An 18070-nucleotide genomic window follows, 5' to 3' on the forward strand; every position below is an offset into this window, starting at 1 on the left:
TCGGTCAGTCCCGCGGCCGTCGTTCCAGATGATGATGGTGAATTCAGGCCGCCCGCTCTTCCCCGCTTCCCCAATCGGGGTAGCGGCCGAGCAAGGTGATGAAGGGAACGGCGATCAGCAGCGCCGAGGCGATGAAGACGAAATATCGCTCATAGCTGCCGTAGCTGTCATAGATATGGCCGGCGATGACCGGCCCGATGCCGAAACCGACCGAATAGAAACCGAAGCCGATGCCATAGAGAAAGCCGTAATTCTTCTGGCCGAAATAGACGCTGACCAGATAGGCGATCCCCTCGAGCTCGGCGCCGAGCGCGCAGCCCGCGAGGGCACCCGCCGCGATCAGCCAGGCGATGTCACCGTTCGCCGAGTAGAAGATCAGCGCGGCCAGCGCCGGCAGGATGAACGCCGCTCCGGCGACGAAGGGCGCGTGCAGCCGGTCGAGAAGCAATCCCGTTGCGACGCGGCCCGCGAATGCAAAAGGACCGAAGGCGAGCGCGAAGACCGTCGCGGCCTCGGCGGGCGTCGCGCCGGCATCGGTGACCATCGACGGCAGATGGACCATCAGCCCGCCGAGCGACATCGACACCAGGAAACCCGGAATGAATATCTGCCAGAGACGCCGGTTGCGCAGCGCCTCGCCGATCTCGGCCCCGCGGCCGAGCGCGCGGGGCAGCGCGGCCTGCACGGTTTCGCCGACCGCGCGCGCCCGGCGGCGCAGCAGATCGCGTTCGTCATAGAGGAAGAAGATCGCCAGCGGCAGCACGACGCAGAGCGCCGAGGCCGCGAGCGCCGGATAGACCGCCCGCCATCCCATGGCGCCCATCGTCTGCGCCGCAACGAAGGTGAAGACGATGTTCGCGATCGGCAGCCCGGTCATCGTGATCGCGAGCGCCAAGCCGCGCTGTTTGGCGAAGCGGCCCGCGACCGCCTTGGTCCACACGACCAGGCTCGCAAAGGGCGCCGCCAGCGCGACGAAGACCCAGGCGAGATACCAGGTCCATATCTGCGACGTGGTGAGCGAGACCGCGGCGAGCGCGCTCGCCTTTGCGATCACCCCCGCGATGGCGACCCGGCGCGTCCCGAAACGGTCGAGCAGCGCGCCCACCAGCGGGCTGAGCAGCAGCGCGCCGATGGTGGTGATGGTGAAGCTGACCGAGATCGCCGCCCGCGACCAGCCGAGTTCGGCGGACAGCGAAGGGATGATCAGGCTGAGCGCGACGGTCTGGATCGACGAGGTCGCGGCGCCCGCGATCCCGACGAGCACCACCGGCCAGCCGGCACGCCATTCGGCGAGGTTGGTCCCTTGCATCGTCCTGCTTTCGTGAAAGGCGGTGGGAAGCGCGGCGGTCAGGCGGCGTCGAGTTCGGCGTAGATTTCGTTCGCCGCGCGAAAGGCGTCGAGCGCCGCGGGAATGCCGCAATAGACGGCGCTGTGCAGGATCAGTTCCTTGACCGTCGCGCGGTCGACGCCATTGGTCACCGCGAAGCGCAGGTGCAGCTTGAATTCCTCCAGATGCCCGCCGGCCAGCGTCATCGACAGCGTCAGCAGGCGCCGCGTATCGACGTCCAGCCCCGGCCGGCTCCACACGTCGCCGAAGGCATAGCGCAGGATCAGGCCGCGCAGATCCTCGTCGAGGCCGGGCGGCGGCGGAACGTCGCCCGCGATCTTCTTGCGCATGGCCAAGCCGCGGTCGAACGCCGCGTCGCGCGATTCCTGCATCTGCCTACTCCCAATATCTCGATTCTGCTGCGTGTGCGCCGATCAGTCGCGGAAGTGGTCGGGCATGTCGCCGCCCCACTGCATTGCGGTTTCGGGGCCGCGCTGGTGATAGCCGGTGGGATATTCGTCGTTCAGATAGTCGCTGTCGGTGACGTGCTCGACGCGGAAATCCGAAGGATCGTACCAATAGTCCGACAGCGCGCCGCCGACCGCGTGGCGCAGCACGCCCCAGGCGGGACGATAGCCCTTCGCCGCGAGATGCTGGTGCCCCATATGCACGGCATCGACGTCGATCGTCTCGAAACAGGCGTGCTGCGCCGTGTTCGCCGGCCCCTGAAAGACCGCGATATTATGATGGTCGACATAGTCCTTGCCGCGCGGAAAGCGGATGAAGGCGCCCGCGCGATGCTCGCCGACCATGATGACATCCGACAGATAGGCGCCCAGATTGTCGACATACCAGTCCATCAGGCGACCCGGATCGGGCGTGTTCTGGACGACATGCGCGAGGCGAAGCACCGGCGCGGGGCCGCGCTCGAAGATCGGAAAGCGGCCGCGGCGCTGGACGATATTGCCGGTGTTCAGCGGCACCGGGGGGCGCGGCAGCGCAACGGGCTCGAGCTGCCGGAGGCCGTGAACCAGTTCGATCGCATTGCCGTCGGCGTCCTCGATCGCGATCTGCCGGCCGCCCCAGGGAGTCGCGCCGTCGGTCACGGGAACGTCGAAACGCCGCGCCAGCGCCTCCAGCGCCTCGGCGCTCTCGACCTCGAAACCGAGCCCGCCGAAGCTGCGCGGGCCGCGTTCGGCGACATAGATGAAGGGGCGGCTCTCATAGCCGCGGAAATAGACGCGCCGCTCGTCCTCATGCGACACGAACAGGCCGAAGTCCTCGAAGAAGCGCTTGATCGCCTCCATATCGCCTTCGTGGCGGAACAGGACGTGGTTGACGTTGCGAATCATCTCTCGCTCTCCCTCATCTCGATTGCGCAATCGATAGCATAAACTTTACCGATGGCAACGCCCTTGTTGCGACGCGCGTATTGCGGCTCCTTCCGCCCTCGCCTATGCTGCCTTGGACGAGCTGCACGGCCCCGGGACCAGGCCCGGCCTCCTACATCGGCGGCGGCGGGTTTCGATGGGTGTCCAGACAGCAACCGCGGGGGATGCGAGGCGAATGGTAACAACCAAGGACATTGCAAAAAAACTAGGATTTTCAGTATCTACTGTTGGACGCGCCTTGTCCGGCGATGCGCGGATCAGCGAGCGGACGAAGCACGCCGTGCGCGCCGCGGCAGAGGAGCTCGGCTATGTCGGCAACCTCCCCGCGCGCATGATGCGCGGCGGATCGAGCAACCTGATCGGGCTGATCCTCCCCGATATTCAGAACGACTTCTTCGCCTCGATCGCGCAGGCGCTTTCCGAAAGTTGCGACCGCCAGGGCTATCGGATTGTGCTATCGATAACCGGCGACGACCCCGAAACCGAAGTGCGGCACATCCGCGATTTCGTCGGCGCCCGCGTCGCCGGGATCATCCTGGTGCCGAGCGCCGACCTGAAGCGCGAAAGCATTGCGCTGCTGCGCCAGGTTCCGCATGTGCAACTGCTTCGCTACGCCGGCGGCCCCGACGATCTCTGGTTCGGAATCGACGACAGCGACGCGATGGAGCGGGCGACGAGCCATCTGCTCGACCTCGGGCATCGACGCATCGCCTATGTCGCGGCGTCCGAACGCCTGTCGACCGGACGGCGCCGCCTCGAAGGGGTGCACAACGCCTATCGCAAGCGCGGCATTCCGCCATCGTCGCTCGCAACCTTCCTCGACGCGCCGACCTTGACGTGGGGCGAGCGCGCGGTGCACGAGATGCTGGCCCTGCCCGAGCGTCCGACGGCGATCCTGTCGGGCTCGGCGCATGTGACGATGGGCATCATCGTCGCGCTTCGCAGGGCTCAGATCGCAATCCCGGATCAGATGTCGGTAATCGGTTTCGGCGATCCGAACTGGTGCGAATGGTGGCAGCCGCCGATCACCGTCATCCGCCCGCCGATTCAGTCGCTCGCGGTCAATTGCGCCCTCTGGTTCATGGACCGGCTACGCACGCCCGAGGAAAAGCTGGCCAGATCCTATCACGCGACGAGTTCGTCCGAACTGATCCTGCGCAGTTCCACCGGCACGCCCGCTTCGCGATAAGGCCGCGCGCCGGTCAGGCGATACGGTTGAAACGCTCGAAATCGGGGCGCGGGCTGCGCTCGAAGATGCTCGCGGGATCGCCATAGCCGAGAGTCGAGATGAAATTGCTCTTCACGCTCGGCCGATCGCCGAAAAAGGCGGCGTCGACCGCCGCATTGTCGAACCCCGACATCGGCCCGGTATCGAGCCCCAGCGCGCGCGCCGCGAGGATGAAATAGGCGCCCTGCAGGCTCGAATTGCGGAACGCCGTCGTGCGGGCGAGCTCGTCCTTGCCGACGAACCAGCTCCGAGCGTCGGTGTGCGGCAAAAGCTCGGGAAGATAGTCGTAGAATGCGTTGTCCATCCCGATGATCGCGGTGACCGGTGCCTTGCGGACCTTGTCGGCATTGCCCGGCGAAGCGAGCGTCGCGAGCCGCTCCTTCGCATCCTCCGATACGCACCAGACGATACGCGCCGGCAATCCGTTGGCGCTGGTGGGGCCGAATTTCACGAGATCCCATATCGCGCGAAGTTGTGCCTCCGCGACCGGCCGGTCGAGATATCCGTTGTAGGATCGCGCGGTGCGGAACAGTCGGTCGAGGATGGTGTCGTGAAGCGGTTCGCTCACTGCCGGATCTCCTGTGGCAATAGGGCGGCGGAGGTGCGGCAGCCCCGGCGGCGCGGGGCGCCGGGGTGCATGCGCGCCCACGCCTGGAAACGAGCGGCAGCCCTTGGAACGATCTTCGGCGCCGCGCAAGCCCGCATCTGGAAATCGCGGCGATCCGGCGGCAGGCCCGCTGCCGGGAGTCAGTCGAGAAACGCGAGCGTCGCAAGCCTTTGCATCTGCGCGGTTTCCGCCAATATGGCCTCGCGTTCCATGCCGCTTTCCGCGTGCAGCAATTCGGTGGCGACATAGCCGAACTCGACCAGCATCCGCATACGGAGCCAGATGAGCTCGCGCGGATATCCGGGCAGCATCGGGACATAGATCTCAGTCAGCTTGTCGGTGACATAGCGGTGCGATTCGATCCGGACATGTTCGAGGCGCGGGCTCGAATGGAGCGCGCGCTCGATCCAGATTCCGCCCGGTTCGGCTTCGGTGATCTCGGCGGTTTCGCGCAACAATTCCAGGGTGTTTTCGGCATAAGCGCGAATGCCGCCGTCCAGATGCCGGTCAAGCCAGCGTTCGAGCGCTTCGTTCTGACGGTCCATCAGCCTTTTGCCGAGGGCGACGACGACCTCATATTTGTCGGCGAAATAATAATAGAGCGCGGGCGGAGTCACGCCGGCGCGCTCGCAGATCAGGTTGGTCGTGACGCGGTCGATGCCGAACTCCGCGAGCAGCTCGCCCGCGGTATCGAGCAGTTTCTCGCGGGTGGATCGCTTGCGCTTCCCCGGCGGCACGTCCTTCGGCTTCGATTTCGTCACGATGCTTCCATCCTCATTCGCTCCATCCTGCCTAGCACATCGCCTTACCCGGATCGAAATGAGCGTTGCGCTGTTATAGCAAACACTATAATATAGTAATAGCTATAACAGGTCTGGGGATGTAAAAATGTCGAAATTCAAGGGTGAACTGCGATTCTCCGTCGCCGTGCTGGCGATCGCCGCGATGTCCGCACCGGCCGTCGCCACGGCGCAGGATCAAGGAAGTGTCGCCGAATCCGGCGAGGGCATCGGCGACATCGTCGTCACCGCGCAGCGCCGCGAACAGAATTTGCAGGACGTGCCGGTCGCGGTCACTGCTTTCTCGGGCGACACCATGGCCGACCTCGGCATTCAGTCGAGCTCGGACATCGCGGGCGTCGTTCCGAACCTCGAAATCGGCCTGCCCGGCGGCGAAGGCAACCAGCCGCTGATCTATATCCGCGGCGTCGGGCTTGCCGACACCAATAGCAACAACGCCGGGCCGAACGGCGTCTATGTCGACGAAGTCTATATCGCCTCCCCCGGCGCGCAGACCTTCCAGCTTTTCGACCTCGACCGCGTCGAGGTGCTGAAGGGTCCGCAGGGCACGCTCTATGGCCGCAACGCCACCGGCGGCGCGATCAACTTCATCACCGCAAAGCCGAGCCGGGATTTCCAGGCGCAGGCCTCGCTCTCCTATGGCTCGTTCGACACGATCACCGGCGAAGCCGCGATCGGCGGGCCGATCTCCGACGCCGTGCGCTTCCGCATCTCGGGCACCGGCACCCATTCGAACGGCTATGTCCACAATCTGCTGACCGGCCGCCGCGAGAACGGCCAGGGCAGCTTTGCGCTGCGCGGCCAATTGGCCCTCGATATCACCGACAATTTCGACGCGCTGCTCAACGTCCACGGCGGCAAGGTCGACGTCCGCTCGCCGCAATATCGCAGCCTCGGCCTGCTCGATCCCGACACCGGCTTCACGACGCCCTGCGCGCCCGATGCGATCATGGCGAACCAGTGCGGCAACGTCTTCGGCTATGTCAGCCCCGAAGGCTTCTACGACGGCAATTACGACCGCAGCGACCGGCTGGTGGTCAAGAATTGGGGCACGTCGGCGCGGCTCAACTGGCATTTCGGCGACATCACGCTGACGTCGATCTCGGCCTATGACTGGAACGACAAGCTGCACCGCGAGGACACCGACGCCAGCCCGTTCCGCCTTCTCGACATCGACTATGGCGTGCGGTCGAAGGCCTTCACGCAGGAACTGCGCCTGTCGGGCACGGGTGGCGGGGTCAACTGGGTGGTCGGCGGCTATTATCTGCACGAGACGCTGAACCAGAACCAGACCGGCGACCTGTTCGGCGAGGTGCGCGCCGCCCTGCCGGACGGCGCGGGCGATCCCGACGGACTGGCGACGGGCGGCATCCCCGTGCTCTTCTCGCGCACGCTCAATCGCCAGACCACCAATGCGGCGTCGATCTTCGGCCAGGCCGAGATCGAACTGACCCCGGCGCTGCGCGCGACCATCGGCGGCCGCTACAATTACGAGCGCAAGCGCTTCCTCGCCGAGGCCCGGCTGGAGGAGAACAGCATCATCGTGCCCGACGAGGAAGGCGGCGAAGGCGCCGTCACCGTCGCGCCGATCCCCGGCGGCATCATCCCGCTCTATGCCTTCGACAACCGCAAATCGTTCAAGAACGTCTCGTTCAAAATCGGGCTCGATTACGACATCGCGCCCGACGTGATGGCCTATGCGAGCATCTCGACGGGCTTCAAGAGCGGCGGCTTCAACGGCGGCTTCCTGAGCTTCGACCCCGCCGAAGCGGCGTTGCAGGCGCAGCCGTTCGACGAAGAGACGCTGACCGCCTATGAAATCGGGCTGAAGTCGACCCTGTTCGACCGCCGCCTGCGCTTCAACGCCGCGGCCTTCTATTACGACTATAAGGATCTTCAGCTCTATACGCTGATCAACACCGGCGCGATTCCGCTGTCGCTGCTCGACAATGCCGCGAATGCGACCATCTATGGCGCCGAGTTCGAGCTGATCGCCAAGCCCGCCGACCGCTTCGACATTACGCTCAACCTGGGCCTGCTCGACACCGAGGTGAAGGATTTCGTCACCGCGACCGCCGACTATTCGGGCAACCGGCTCGCGCTGTCGCCGACCGTGACCTTCAGCGGCACCGCCAATTACGAGGTGCCGGTGTCGGATAAGCTGGCGATCGCGTTCCAGCCCTCGGCCTCCTATCGCAGCGGCCAATATTTCTCCGCCGACAACAGCCCCCTCCTCAAGCAGCAGGGCTATTGGCTGCTCGGCGGGCGCATCGCGCTCAAGGATGAGGACGGGCGCTGGGAAGCGGCGGTGTTCGGCCGCAACCTGACGCGCAAGAAATATATCAACTACGCCGTCGACCTTTCCGATTTCGGTTTCATCGAACAGTTCCGCGGCGAACCGCGGATGTTCGGCGTCGAATTCCGGGTCAAATATTGATGCGCGCGCTCCGCTTTCTGCCTGCGGCGCTGCTGCTGGCGGCCTGCCATTCGGAGCCGCCGCCGGCAAAGCCGCTGACGCCCGAGGAGAGCGCGGCGCTGAAGCCCGCCGACGCGCGCATCGCGGGCCTCTACGACCAGGCGTGCAAGTCGTGCCACACGGTCGCCGACACCGGCGCGCCGCTCACCGGCGACCGCACCCAGTGGGACAAGCGCTGGGCGAAGGGCGAGGATGCGCTGCTCGCCAGCGCGGTCCAGGGCCTCAACGGAATGCCCGCAGGCGGGCAGTGTTTTTCGTGCGCGCCCGATGATTATAAGGCGCTTATTCGCTTCATGGCGGGGAGGAATTGATGGGCAAGGTAACGCGACGTGCGCTGATCGCGGGGGGCAGCGTCATCGGGGTCGGCGCGATCGGCGCCGGCGGCCTGGCCGGGCGCAACTGGCTGCGCGACCGCGAACCCGCGGCCTTGGCAACGCAGGACGCCAAGGGTCATCTCCTCTGGTCGAACTGGTCGGGCATCGCGCACAGCTATCCCGAAAAGCGCGGCGCGCCGAAAAGCGAGGAGGAATTGCTCTCCATCCTGACGAGGGCCCCCGCCCCGGTGCGCCCGGTGGGATCGGGACACAGCTTCACGGCGCTGGTGCCGACCGACGGCACGCTGGTGACGCTCGACGGCATGGCAGGGTTGGTCAGCCATGACGCCGCGAAGAATCAGGCGACGGTGCGCGGCGGTACCCGCCTCGCCGATCTCGGCCCCGCGCTCGCGGCGATCGGGCAGGAGATGATCAACCTCCCCGACATCAACAAGCAATCGATCGCGGGCGCGATCGGTACAGCGACGCACGGCACCGGGCGCGGCATCCAGGCGGTGCACGGGTCGGTCGTCGCGATGCGGATCGCGACTCCGGCGGGCGAGATCATCGACTGCGACGCCGCCACCCGCCCGGAGGTGTTCAACGCCGCACGCGTCGGGCTGGGCGCTTTCGGCGTCGTGACGCAGGTCACGCTCCAGAATCAGCCGCTCCACCGCATCCTCAAGCGCACCGAAGTGCGCCCGACCGACGAGGTTCTGGAGGATTGGCCGGCGCTGCGCCAGAAGCACCGCAACGTCGAATTCTATGTCCTGCCCTTCACCGGCCACTCGGCGGTGATCACCAACGACATCACCGACCGGCCGGTCAAGCCGCGCGGCCCCGACGCCGATACCGAGACGCTGATGGGCCTCAAACAGCTTCGCGACTGGTTCGAATTCGCTCCCTCGCTGCGCCGCAAGCTCGCGGCGGAGGAGATGGCGAAGGTTCCGCCCGAGGAGATGGTCGACGAAGGCTGGAAACTGCTGTCGAACGAGCGGCCGGTGCGCTTCAACGAATGCGAATATCATCTGCCGATCGAGGCGCAGATTCCGGCGCTGCGCGAAGTCATCGCCGCGATCGAGGAGCATCGCAAGGACGTCTTCTTCCCGATCGAGGTGCGCGTGATCGCGCCCGACGACGCCTGGCTGTCGCCCTTCTACCAGCGCGAGAGCGGGTCGATCGCGGTTCACGCCTATTACCGCGAGGACCATGATTTCTTCTTCAGCATCGTCGAGCCGATCTTCCGCCGCCACGGCGGCCGCCCGCACTGGGGCAAGCTCCACAGCCTGAAGGCGCGCGACCTTGCGGCGCTCTATCCGCGCTGGAAAGAGGCCGGCGAGGTGCGCCGCGCGCTCGACCCCGAGGGGCGGATGCTCAACGATTATCTGAAGGGAATCTTCCTCGATGGCTGACGCTGGACGGACAAAACGCTGGACCCGCCGCGCGGCGATGGTCGGCGGCGGGCTCGCGGTCGTCGGCGGCGCGGCGGTGCTCGCCTCGCGCAAGAGCGATCATGGCGGCGCCCACGATGCCTATTTCCTCGCGCTGACGGCGGCGCTCCGCAAGGCGGGGATCGCGCATCCGGTGCTCGTGATCGACCAGGCGCGGCTCGACCGCAACATCGCCGCGGCGCGCGCGACGCTGAAGCCCGCCAATCTGCCGCTGCGCGTCGTCGTCAAGTCGCTGCCCGCGACCGGGCTGATCGACCATGTCGCGCGCGGCATGGCGACGAACCGCTTCATGGTGTTCAACGGCGCGATGCTCGACATCATGGCGGCGCGGCCCGACGCCGACCTGCTGCTCGGCAAGCCGCTGCCCGCGATGGAATATGCCGAGATGGTCGACAAGGTCGGCGCCGAGGCGGCGGGCCGCATCCAGTGGCTGATCGACACGCCCGCGCGGCTGAAGCAATATGCCGACATCGCCGCAGCGCGCGGCGCCAAGCTGCGCGCCAATATGGAGATCGACGTCGGCCTCCATCGCGGCGGCTTCGCCGACGGCCAATCGCTCGCGGCGGCGGTCGACCTCGCCCGCACCTTACCGCATGTCAGCGTGAGCGGCCTGATGGGCTATGATGCCCATGTCCCCAAGATGAGCGATCCCGACGAGGCCTATGCCGCGTCGCAGGCGCTCTATCGCACCGCGACCGGCGTGCTGCGCGAGAAGCTCGGCGTCGATCCGGCGACGCTGACGCTCAACGGCGCGGGCAGCCCGACCTATGCGCGCCATGCGCAGGGCACCGCCGCGAACGAGGTGTCGGTGGGATCGGCCTTCGTCAAGCCGGCCGATTTCGACCTCCCCTCGCTTGCCCGTCACGTCCCCGCCAGCTTCATCGCGACCCCGGTGATTAAGGCGAAGCGCATGGAACTGCCCGGCAACGAATGGCTGACCGGGCCGCTGACCTTCATGGACCCCAACGCCGCGCGCGCCTTCTTCATCTACGGCGGTCACTGGCTCGCGACCCCGGTATCGCCGCCGGGATTGCAGTTCAGCGACCTCTATGGTCGGTCGAGCAATCAGGAGATGCTGACCGGATCGACGCACGTGGCGCTGAAACCCGACGATCGCGTCTTCTTCCGCCCGAACCAGAGCGAGGCCGTCTTCCTGCAATTCGGCGATATCCTGCTGTTCGACGGGGCGGCGATCACGGGCACCTGGCCGACCTTCCCGATATCGGCCTGACCGGCGCCGCGCCGCGTCACCCCACGCAGCGCATCGCAAAGGCCCAGAACAGCGCCGCCTCGGCATATTCGCTCTTGAGGTCGCCGCTCCCCTGATGGCCGCTGTCCATATTGGTCAGCAGCATCGCGGGATTGCCGCTGGTCGACCGGTAACGCACCTCGGCAACCAGCTTCGCGGGCTCCCAATAGGACACACGGTCGTCCTTGAGACCCGCGGTGCAAAGCAGCGGCGGATAGGCGGCGGCGCGCACATTCTCATAGGGCGAGATCGACGCGATATAATCATAGGCCGCCGGGTCGGCGAGCGGGTCGCCCCAGTCGGGGCGGAACAGCGGAACGAGCGGATGGCTCGCGTCGCTCATCGTGTTGAGCATGTCGACGAAGGGCACTTTCGCGATCACCCCGCCCCACAGGGTCGGCGCGATGTTCATGCTCGCCCCGACAAGCAGCCCGCCGGCCGACAGGCCAAAAGCGACGACGCGGCCCGGCGCCGTATAGCCTTCGCGGCCGAGATATTCGGCCGAGGCGACGAAATCGGTGAAGCTGTTGCGCTTGGTGAACTTGCGCCCGCCGAGGAACCATCGCCGCCCCTTTTCGGATCCGCCGCGCACATGCGCGATCGCATAGCGCCAGCCGCGATCGACGAGCGCCAGCGCGGGAATCGAAAATTCGGGATCGCTCGGCACGCCATAGGCGCCATAGCCATATTGCAGCAGCGGTGTGCTGCCGTCCTTCGGCGCGCCGCGCCGCGACAACAGGGTGATCGGGACCATCTCGCCGTCGGGCGCGGGCGCGAACAGCCGTTCGACCTCATAATCGTCGGGGTCGAAATGGGCGACCGCCTGTTGCTGCACGACCGTCTGGCGGCCGTCGGACAGACCGACCTTGATCCAGCGCCGCGGCGATTTGGGCGACTGGTGGACGATCAGCACATCCGCCGCGCCATAGCTTTGCTCGGCGGGCACTTCGATCGCATAGGCGGGATCGGGAAAGGCGACGCGGCTTTCGCTGCCGTCGGCGCGCAGGATCGCAACGCTGTGCTGACCGTCGATCCGCTCGAGCCGCACCAGCCCCCTGGCGAAGGGATGGACAGACAGGATCGGCGTCCCCGGCCGGTGCGGGACGAGCACGCTCTTGACCCTGAAATCCCCGGCATCGAGGCGCAGCAGCTTCCCGTCGAAAGCATCGTCGGCGTCGGTCGTCGCGACCAGATCGCCTTCCCATTCGTCGATGTCGTAGAGCACGCCCGGCCGGCGCGGCCAGACGACCACCGGCTCCGCGCTTTCATCGCCGGCGCGGATCAGGCGGACCTCGGCGGTGTCGGGCCCCGACAGCGTCAGCGCGACGAAACCGTCCGCGGCGGTGCGCCGGATGCCCATGAAGATCGCGGGGTCGTGCTCCTCATAGACGAGTTCGGTCGCCTTGCCGTCGACCGCGGTGCGATAGAGGCGGGTCGGACGATTGCGCGCGTCGCGCCAGATCCAGAAGACCCACTCGGACGACGGACCGAAGACGAGCCCGCCATAGCCATAGGCATCCTTGTCGACGAGGGTGCGGACGCTCCCGTCGCGATTGTCGCGGATACAGATGCGGTGGCGGTCGTTGCCGATCACATCCTCGGCCCAGACGAACCAGCGATGGTCGGGGCTCGGCTGATGGGCTGTGCTGCGGAAATAGGGCTGCCCCGCGGCGCGGGCCGCTTCGTCGAGCAGAATTTCCTCTGCACCGCCGCCCTTGTGGCGACTGTAGACGGCGTGGACCGCACCCGGCGGGACAGCGGAGGAATAGGTCCAGCCGTCGCGTTCGAGCGGCGGCGCCGCGATCGCGCCCGCCGAGCGGGCGAGCATCGCCGCGGCCAGTTCCCCGCGCAGGTCCGCAAGCGGCTCCAGCATCGCCTCGGCATAGCCGCTCTCGGCCGCGAGCATCGCGGCGACCGGCTTCGGCAGGTTGGTCCGCGTGCGCTCGCCCTTGGCGGGAATGAATTTCATCCAGCTATAGACATCGTCACGCTTGCGGCCGAGCTGGACGATCTCGTGCGAAATACGCGGCGGTTGCGGCGCCGCGATGGCGGGCCAGCGCCCGGCCAGGCGCCGCGCCTTTTCCGCCGCCCGCGCGAGCGGTCCCGCCACCAGCGCGGCGATGGCGACCGAAGCCCCCAGAAACCGCCGCCGCCCGAAATCCGCTTTGCCCATGACTCGACCCTTCCCGTGCCGCACTCTCGTATCTGGCGCAGCTTATGGAACGCTGGCGGCCTGTCAGCGGCGATCAGGCCGCGCAATCCATCCATCGGGCAAATCCGCACCCGCCACGGCGCCTCATACAATAGATCGCTGGCCCGATAGGATGATATAATGGCCCGACCCTCGCCGACACGATCCGGGAAGCTGGTAGCGTCACGATTGGAATTTTCTACCAAGAGGGAGGCGAAAATGTCCTTTGCATCGGTTAAGGGCGCGGTTGTTTGTGGCATTTCCTTGCTTGCCCTTGGGCAGACATCGGCCGCGATGGCGCAAAATACGGCGGCAAGCACCGACGACAGCGAAATCGTCGTCACCGCGACCAAGCGCGAACAGTCGGTCCGCGACGTTCCGGGATCGATCTCTGCGGTCAGCGAAGCGACGCTGCAGAAGATCAACGCGCAAAGCCTGTCCGACTATATCACCCGCGTTCCGGGCGTCGTCTTCAACGACTATCAGCCCGGCGTGTCCGAAGTCGTGATCCGCGGCATCGCCTCCTCGACCTATCATGAGGCGAACCAGGCGACGACCGGCTATTATCTCAACCAGGTGCCGCTGATCGAGCCCGGCTTCCCGCTCGTCATTCCCGACGTCGACAGCTTCGACGTCAATCGCGTCGAGGTGCTACGCGGCCCGCAGGGAACGCTCTTCGGCTCTTCGTCGCTCGGCGGTGCCGTCAACTATGTCGTCAACGAGGCCGACCCGAGCCGCTTCGACCTCGGCTTCGAGGGCGACCTGTCGTCGACCCGGCGCGCGGGCGAGGTGAATTATGCCGCGAAGGCGATGGTCAACCTGCCGATCGTGACCGACAAGCTCGCGGTGCGCCTCGTCGCACTCCAGCGCGTCGACGCCGGCTATCTCGACAACACGCTGCTCGGCAAGGATGGCAGCAACGACCTGCGGGTGCGCGGCCTGCGCGGTTCGATCGTCTTCACCCCGACCGAGACGACGACGATCTCGGCGCTCAGCATGTATCAGGAATATGATCTCGACGATCAGACCTATGTGCTCTTCGGCCCGCCCAAGACCTTCGACCGCGCGACCAACGTCGCCGAGTTCCAGGATACCAGCTTCATGCTCCACAGCCTGAAACTGGAACAGGATCTCGGCTTCGCGACCCTGACCGCGATCGGCAGCCATACCGAGAAGAAGGCGAACCTCGCGTTCGACAATTCGATCTTCGGCGGCAACGACCCGCGTACGAACACCCCCGAACTCGCGAGCAGCGTCGGCAAGTCGAAGACCGACTATGCCGAGCTTCGCCTCGCCTCGCCCGACGGCGGCCGCTTCCGCTGGCTGATCGGCGCCAACTACACGCGCCTCCGGTCGGCCAACACCGACGGCACCTATATCGAGGGGATCGCCGACTATATCGACGCCAATCCGGGCGAGTTCGACGGCCAGCCGGGCGACACGCTCGCGCCCGGCGACCTCGCGACGCGGACGGTCAGCAGCAATCGCGTGACCGAAAAGGCGATCTTCGGCGAAGCCTCGTTCGACATCGTCGACACGCTGACCCTGACCGTCGGCGGACGTCTGTTCGAATATCGGTCGAGCCCGCGGCTGCAATATCTGCCGAACGCCAATCTGATCGCGCCGTTCGACTTCGCGCCGGGGACCAGCAAGGATTCGGACTTCATCCCGAAGGTCTCGCTGACCTGGAAGCCGTCGGACAACGCGATGATCTATGCCCTCTATTCGGAAGGCTTCCGCATCGGCGGCATCAACGTCTATGCGGCCGCGGTTCCCGGCCTGCCGCTGACCTTTGCGAGCGACACGACAAAGAATTACGAAATCGGATCGCGCTTCGACCTGATCGACAAGACGCTCACCGCCGATATCACCGTTTATCATATCGACTGGAACAACATCCAGGCGCGGCTGTTCACGCCGGTCGACTTCAACGCCTATACGGTGAACGGCGGCGGCGCCGACGTCGATGGCGTCGAGCTCAGCCTGACCTTGCGCCCGACGCGCAACCTGACCTTCGCGTCGAACGTCTCCTATAACGACGCCCGCCTGTCGACGCTGCTGCCCGACAGCTTCGCGCCGGGCGGCGGCTATGCGAAGGGCAGCCGCCTGCCCGGCGCGTCGGAGTGGATACTGTCCAACTCGGTCGATCTGACCTTCCCCGACGCGCCGCTCAAGCCGCGTTTCAACCTGTCGCACCGCTATATGTCGGGCGCGCCGGTGGCGTTCGGAGCGACGCTCGAAAAAGGCGATTATCACATCGTCGACCTGAACGCGTCGATCACCGTCGCCGATCGGATCGAGGTCGGGCTGTTCGCGAAGAATCTGTTCGACCAATATGGTATCCTGAACGCCCCCTTCTCGTTCGCCGGGTCGGTGCAACGGCCGCGCACGATCGGCGCGACGGTTCGCTTCAGCCTGAACTAAGCGCGTAGAGAGGCCGCCCCGCCGGATTGGCGGGGCGGCCTTTTTCTGTTTCAGAAGCCGGAAAGAAACGCCGCGACGTTGGCGCCGAGATCGCCGACGGCATAGCCGCCCTCCATCACGATCAGCACCGGAACGCCCAGTCCCCCGATCGCCTGCGCCAGCTCGCCATAATCCTCGCGCTCCAGCGCGAAGCTCGAAATCGGGTCGCTGCGGTGGGTGTCCGCGCCGAACGAGACGATCAGCAGCTTCGTACCCCAATCCGCGATGGCGGTCAGCGCCGTGCCGAGCGCCGGGCGATAGGCCGCGCCGTCGGTGCCGCGCGGCAGCGGCAGATTGAGCGTCGTCCCCTCGCCCGCCCCCTCGCCGCGCTCGTCGGCATGGCCCCAGTAAAAGGGATAGTCGGTGCGCGGATCGGCGTGGATCGAGGCGAAGAAGACATCGCCGTCTGCGTAGAAGATGTCCTGCGTGCCGTTGCCGTGGTGATAATCGATGTCGAGGATCGCCACCGGCCCCAGCCCGCGCGCCTGCGCCGCGCGCGCGGCGATCGCGGCATTGTTGAGGTAGCAATAGCCGCCCATATAATCGCGCCCGGCATGATGGCCGGGCGGGCGGCAGAGCACGAACGCATGCGCCTCCCCGCTCGTCGCCAGATGGTCGAGCCCGGTCAGCGCGCCCTGCGCCGACCAATAGGCCGACAGCCAGGTTCCTTCGGCGATCGGGGTGCCGGCATCATAGCTGTAAGCGCCGAGTTCGGCATCGATCCGGCCGAAGCCGAGCGGACGGCGGCGGCGGATGGGAAAGGTGTAGCCGATCGCGTCGCCGCTCCGCCCCGCGGCGATCCAGTCGCGATGCGCGCGCTCCAGAAAGCCCAGATAATCGGCGTCATGCACCGCAAGCAGCGGCGCCATGCCGAAATCGCGCACCGGCTGCCAATCGTCCAGCGCGGCGACGATCGAGCGCGGCCGCTCGACATTTTCGGCGAACGGCACCCAGTCGCCGTTGTGCAGTTCGCGAAGCGGCGCGTGGGCGGTCTGACGTTCGTCGAAGAAAAGTTTCACGGCCGCGCCTGCTCCTCCATCCACGCCGCAAGCGTGCGGTCGGGATGGCCCGCGACGATTTCGGCGAAACCCGTGCGGCTTTCGTCCTGCCCCAGCTTGAAGCCGGTCTCGACCGACACGACGTGCGCGCGAAAGGCGACGATGTGCTGCAGCAAGGTCTCGCGACGCGGTCCGACCCGATCGGTCGACCAGCGATCGCCCTCGAGGTGCGCCGCGAGCCGATCGAGCGCGTCGAGCGTCTCGTCTTCGACGATATCGACATCGACGACAAAGCGCAGCACCGCATAATTCCAGGTCGGCGCCCAGTCGGGCTGCGACAGCAGCGACGGGGAAACATAGCCCTGCGGCCCGTTGAACAGGACCAGCCCGCGCCGGTCGGCGGCGAAATCGGCCACCAGCGGATTGCGCCGCCCGCAATGGCCGAAAAGCGCGGTAACGCGGCCGTCGACATCGGTTTCGGCGATCAGTGGCAGCGGGCTCGCATGAAAGGCACGCGATACGGCCCAGGCCAGCGGATAGTCGGCAATCAGCCGCGCGACATCGGCCGCTTCTCTGGGTTCACAGCGAATCATTCCCGACGATCTCCCTTATCCACGCCGCTTGCTCGTCGAAGGCGCGCGCGGCAAGCGGCGCGATCGATACCGCCTCGAGGAAACTGTGCGTCGCCCCCGCATAGGTGACGGCGCGGACGGGCACCCCCGCTTCGCCGAGCCGCGACGCGAACGCATGGTTGCAGTCGGCCAATATGTCGCATTCGGCGATCGCCATGAAGGCCGGCGGCAGCCCCGTCAGGTCAGCGCGCAGCGGCGCGACCAGCGGGTCGGCGAAGCGTTCGGGCCCATCGACATAATCGGTCCAGAAAGCGTCCATCTCGTCGGCCTCCAGCGAATAGCTGCCATCGCCGAACCGGGCATAGCTCGGCGTGTGCTCGGGCGCAAAGGCGCCGTAGTTCAGGAGCATCCCGGCGGGCAGCGACTGGCCGCGCTGGCGCCGGAGCAGGCAGGTCGCCACCGACAGATTGGCGCCCGCCGAATCGCCGCCGATAAGGATACGCGCAGCGTCGAGGTTCAACGCCTCGGCCCGCGCCGCGATCCAGTCGAGCGCCGCGGCGCATTCCTCCAGCGCGACGGGAAATTTTCTTTCGGGCGCCCGGCTGTAATCGATCCCGATCACCGCGATGCCCGCGCGCGCCGCATATTCGCGCATCAGCCGGTCGTGCGTATCGACGCTGAACAGCACCCAGCCGCCGCCGTGGATATAGAGCATGACGGGCAGCTTCTCGCCCGCGACCGGCCGGTGGAGGCGCAGCCGGATGCCGTCCATATCCATATCAGCGCTTTCGGCCATGATCGGGCCACCCTCGCGCCACGGACGGCGGACGCGCTCGGCAATCGCGCGGCGCTCCGTCAGGCCGCCTCCGGCGGACGCGCCCTGCTCGGCATAAGCGGCGGCGATCCCGTCGACGAAGCGCCGGACATCGACGTCGATCCTGTCGCCCTGCGCCACGCTCAAGCCATCGGGCATATGGATTTTCCTCTCCGCTTTGCTGCTCCT

The 18070-nt window shown here is 66.4% G+C and carries 15 protein-coding genes; 6 read left to right on the plus strand and 9 right to left on the minus strand.

Translation table 11 applies throughout. The features are described from left to right. Positions 1-43 precede the first annotated feature (43 nt). Genes NP825_RS10775 through NP825_RS10785 form a run of 3 tightly spaced genes read right to left on the minus strand, consistent with a single transcriptional unit; the run spans position 44 to position 2679 of the window. Complete coding sequence (locus NP825_RS10775) at positions 44-1309, minus strand: MFS transporter (RefSeq protein ID WP_257543239.1); 1266 nt, start codon at positions 1307-1309, stop codon at positions 44-46. Positions 1310-1347: 38 nt separating this feature from the next. Next, positions 1348-1719 (minus strand): carboxymuconolactone decarboxylase family protein, encoded by a 372-nt coding sequence (locus NP825_RS10780; protein ID WP_257543241.1) that lies wholly within the window; start codon positions 1717-1719, stop codon positions 1348-1350. A 42-nt stretch (positions 1720-1761) separates the two neighbouring features. Next, positions 1762-2679, minus strand: coding sequence for a VOC family protein (locus NP825_RS10785; RefSeq protein WP_257543243.1), 918 nt, complete (start codon positions 2677-2679; stop codon positions 1762-1764). A gap of 214 nt (positions 2680-2893) precedes the next feature. Between NP825_RS10785 and NP825_RS10790 the strand changes: the two genes are divergently transcribed. After that, the gene (locus tag NP825_RS10790; RefSeq protein ID WP_257543245.1) at positions 2894-3907 is read left to right on the plus strand and encodes a LacI family DNA-binding transcriptional regulator; all 1014 of its coding nucleotides are present in this window, start codon (positions 2894-2896) and stop codon (positions 3905-3907) included. A 13-nt stretch (positions 3908-3920) separates the two neighbouring features. Here the strand turns inward: NP825_RS10790 and NP825_RS10795 are convergent, their stop codons facing one another. Together NP825_RS10795 and NP825_RS10800 are read right to left on the minus strand one after the other, a co-directional pair. Further along, the gene (locus NP825_RS10795) at positions 3921-4514 is read right to left on the minus strand and encodes a malonic semialdehyde reductase (RefSeq protein WP_257543248.1); all 594 of its coding nucleotides are present in this window, start codon (positions 4512-4514) and stop codon (positions 3921-3923) included. A 179-nt stretch (positions 4515-4693) separates the two neighbouring features. Further along, positions 4694-5314 (minus strand): TetR/AcrR family transcriptional regulator, encoded by a 621-nt coding sequence (locus NP825_RS10800; RefSeq protein ID WP_257543251.1) that lies wholly within the window; start codon positions 5312-5314, stop codon positions 4694-4696. Positions 5315-5441: 127 nt separating this feature from the next. On the opposite strand from NP825_RS10800, the gene NP825_RS10805 reads away from it, so the two are divergent. Genes NP825_RS10805 through NP825_RS10820 form a run of 4 tightly spaced genes read left to right on the plus strand, consistent with a single transcriptional unit; the run spans position 5442 to position 10825 of the window. Then, complete coding sequence (locus NP825_RS10805; protein WP_257543253.1) at positions 5442-7790, plus strand: TonB-dependent receptor; 2349 nt, start codon at positions 5442-5444, stop codon at positions 7788-7790. Then, a complete protein-coding gene (locus NP825_RS10810; RefSeq protein WP_257543255.1) occupies positions 7790-8140 on the plus strand; it encodes a cytochrome c5 family protein in 351 nt (116 codons plus the stop codon). The genes NP825_RS10805 and NP825_RS10810 overlap by 1 nt, the downstream gene beginning before the upstream one ends. Continuing rightward, the gene (locus tag NP825_RS10815; protein ID WP_257543257.1) at positions 8140-9555 is read left to right on the plus strand and encodes a D-arabinono-1,4-lactone oxidase; all 1416 of its coding nucleotides are present in this window, start codon (positions 8140-8142) and stop codon (positions 9553-9555) included. Before NP825_RS10810 ends, NP825_RS10815 begins: the two co-directional genes overlap by 1 nt. Continuing rightward, complete coding sequence (locus tag NP825_RS10820; protein WP_257543259.1) at positions 9548-10825, plus strand: alanine racemase; 1278 nt, start codon at positions 9548-9550, stop codon at positions 10823-10825. The genes NP825_RS10815 and NP825_RS10820 overlap by 8 nt, the downstream gene beginning before the upstream one ends. A 16-nt stretch (positions 10826-10841) precedes the next feature. On the opposite strand, the gene NP825_RS10825 is transcribed toward NP825_RS10820, so the two are convergent. Then, a complete protein-coding gene (locus NP825_RS10825) occupies positions 10842-13016 on the minus strand; it encodes a S9 family peptidase (protein ID WP_257543263.1) in 2175 nt (724 codons plus the stop codon). 312 nt (positions 13017-13328) lie between these two features. On the opposite strand from NP825_RS10825, the gene NP825_RS10830 reads away from it, so the two are divergent. Further along, positions 13329-15458: a TonB-dependent receptor gene (locus NP825_RS10830; RefSeq protein WP_257543265.1), complete on the plus strand. Its 2130-nt coding sequence runs from the start codon at positions 13329-13331 to the stop codon at positions 15456-15458. A gap of 50 nt (positions 15459-15508) precedes the next feature. On the opposite strand, the gene NP825_RS10835 is transcribed toward NP825_RS10830, so the two are convergent. The 3 genes from NP825_RS10835 to NP825_RS10845 are packed head-to-tail and all read right to left on the minus strand — an operon-like array spanning position 15509 to position 18040. Further along, the gene (locus tag NP825_RS10835; RefSeq protein WP_257543267.1) at positions 15509-16516 is read right to left on the minus strand and encodes a histone deacetylase family protein; all 1008 of its coding nucleotides are present in this window, start codon (positions 16514-16516) and stop codon (positions 15509-15511) included. Beyond that, positions 16513-17088 (minus strand): FMN-binding negative transcriptional regulator, encoded by a 576-nt coding sequence (locus tag NP825_RS10840; RefSeq protein ID WP_257543269.1) that lies wholly within the window; start codon positions 17086-17088, stop codon positions 16513-16515. The genes NP825_RS10835 and NP825_RS10840 overlap by 4 nt, the downstream gene beginning before the upstream one ends. Further along, a complete protein-coding gene (locus tag NP825_RS10845) occupies positions 17075-18040 on the minus strand; it encodes an alpha/beta hydrolase (RefSeq protein ID WP_257543271.1) in 966 nt (321 codons plus the stop codon). Before NP825_RS10845 ends, NP825_RS10840 begins: the two co-directional genes overlap by 14 nt. Positions 18041-18070 lie beyond the last annotated feature (30 nt).

The organism is Sphingopyxis sp. DBS4, assembly GCF_024628865.1.
Classification (GTDB): domain Bacteria; phylum Pseudomonadota; class Alphaproteobacteria; order Sphingomonadales; family Sphingomonadaceae; genus Sphingopyxis.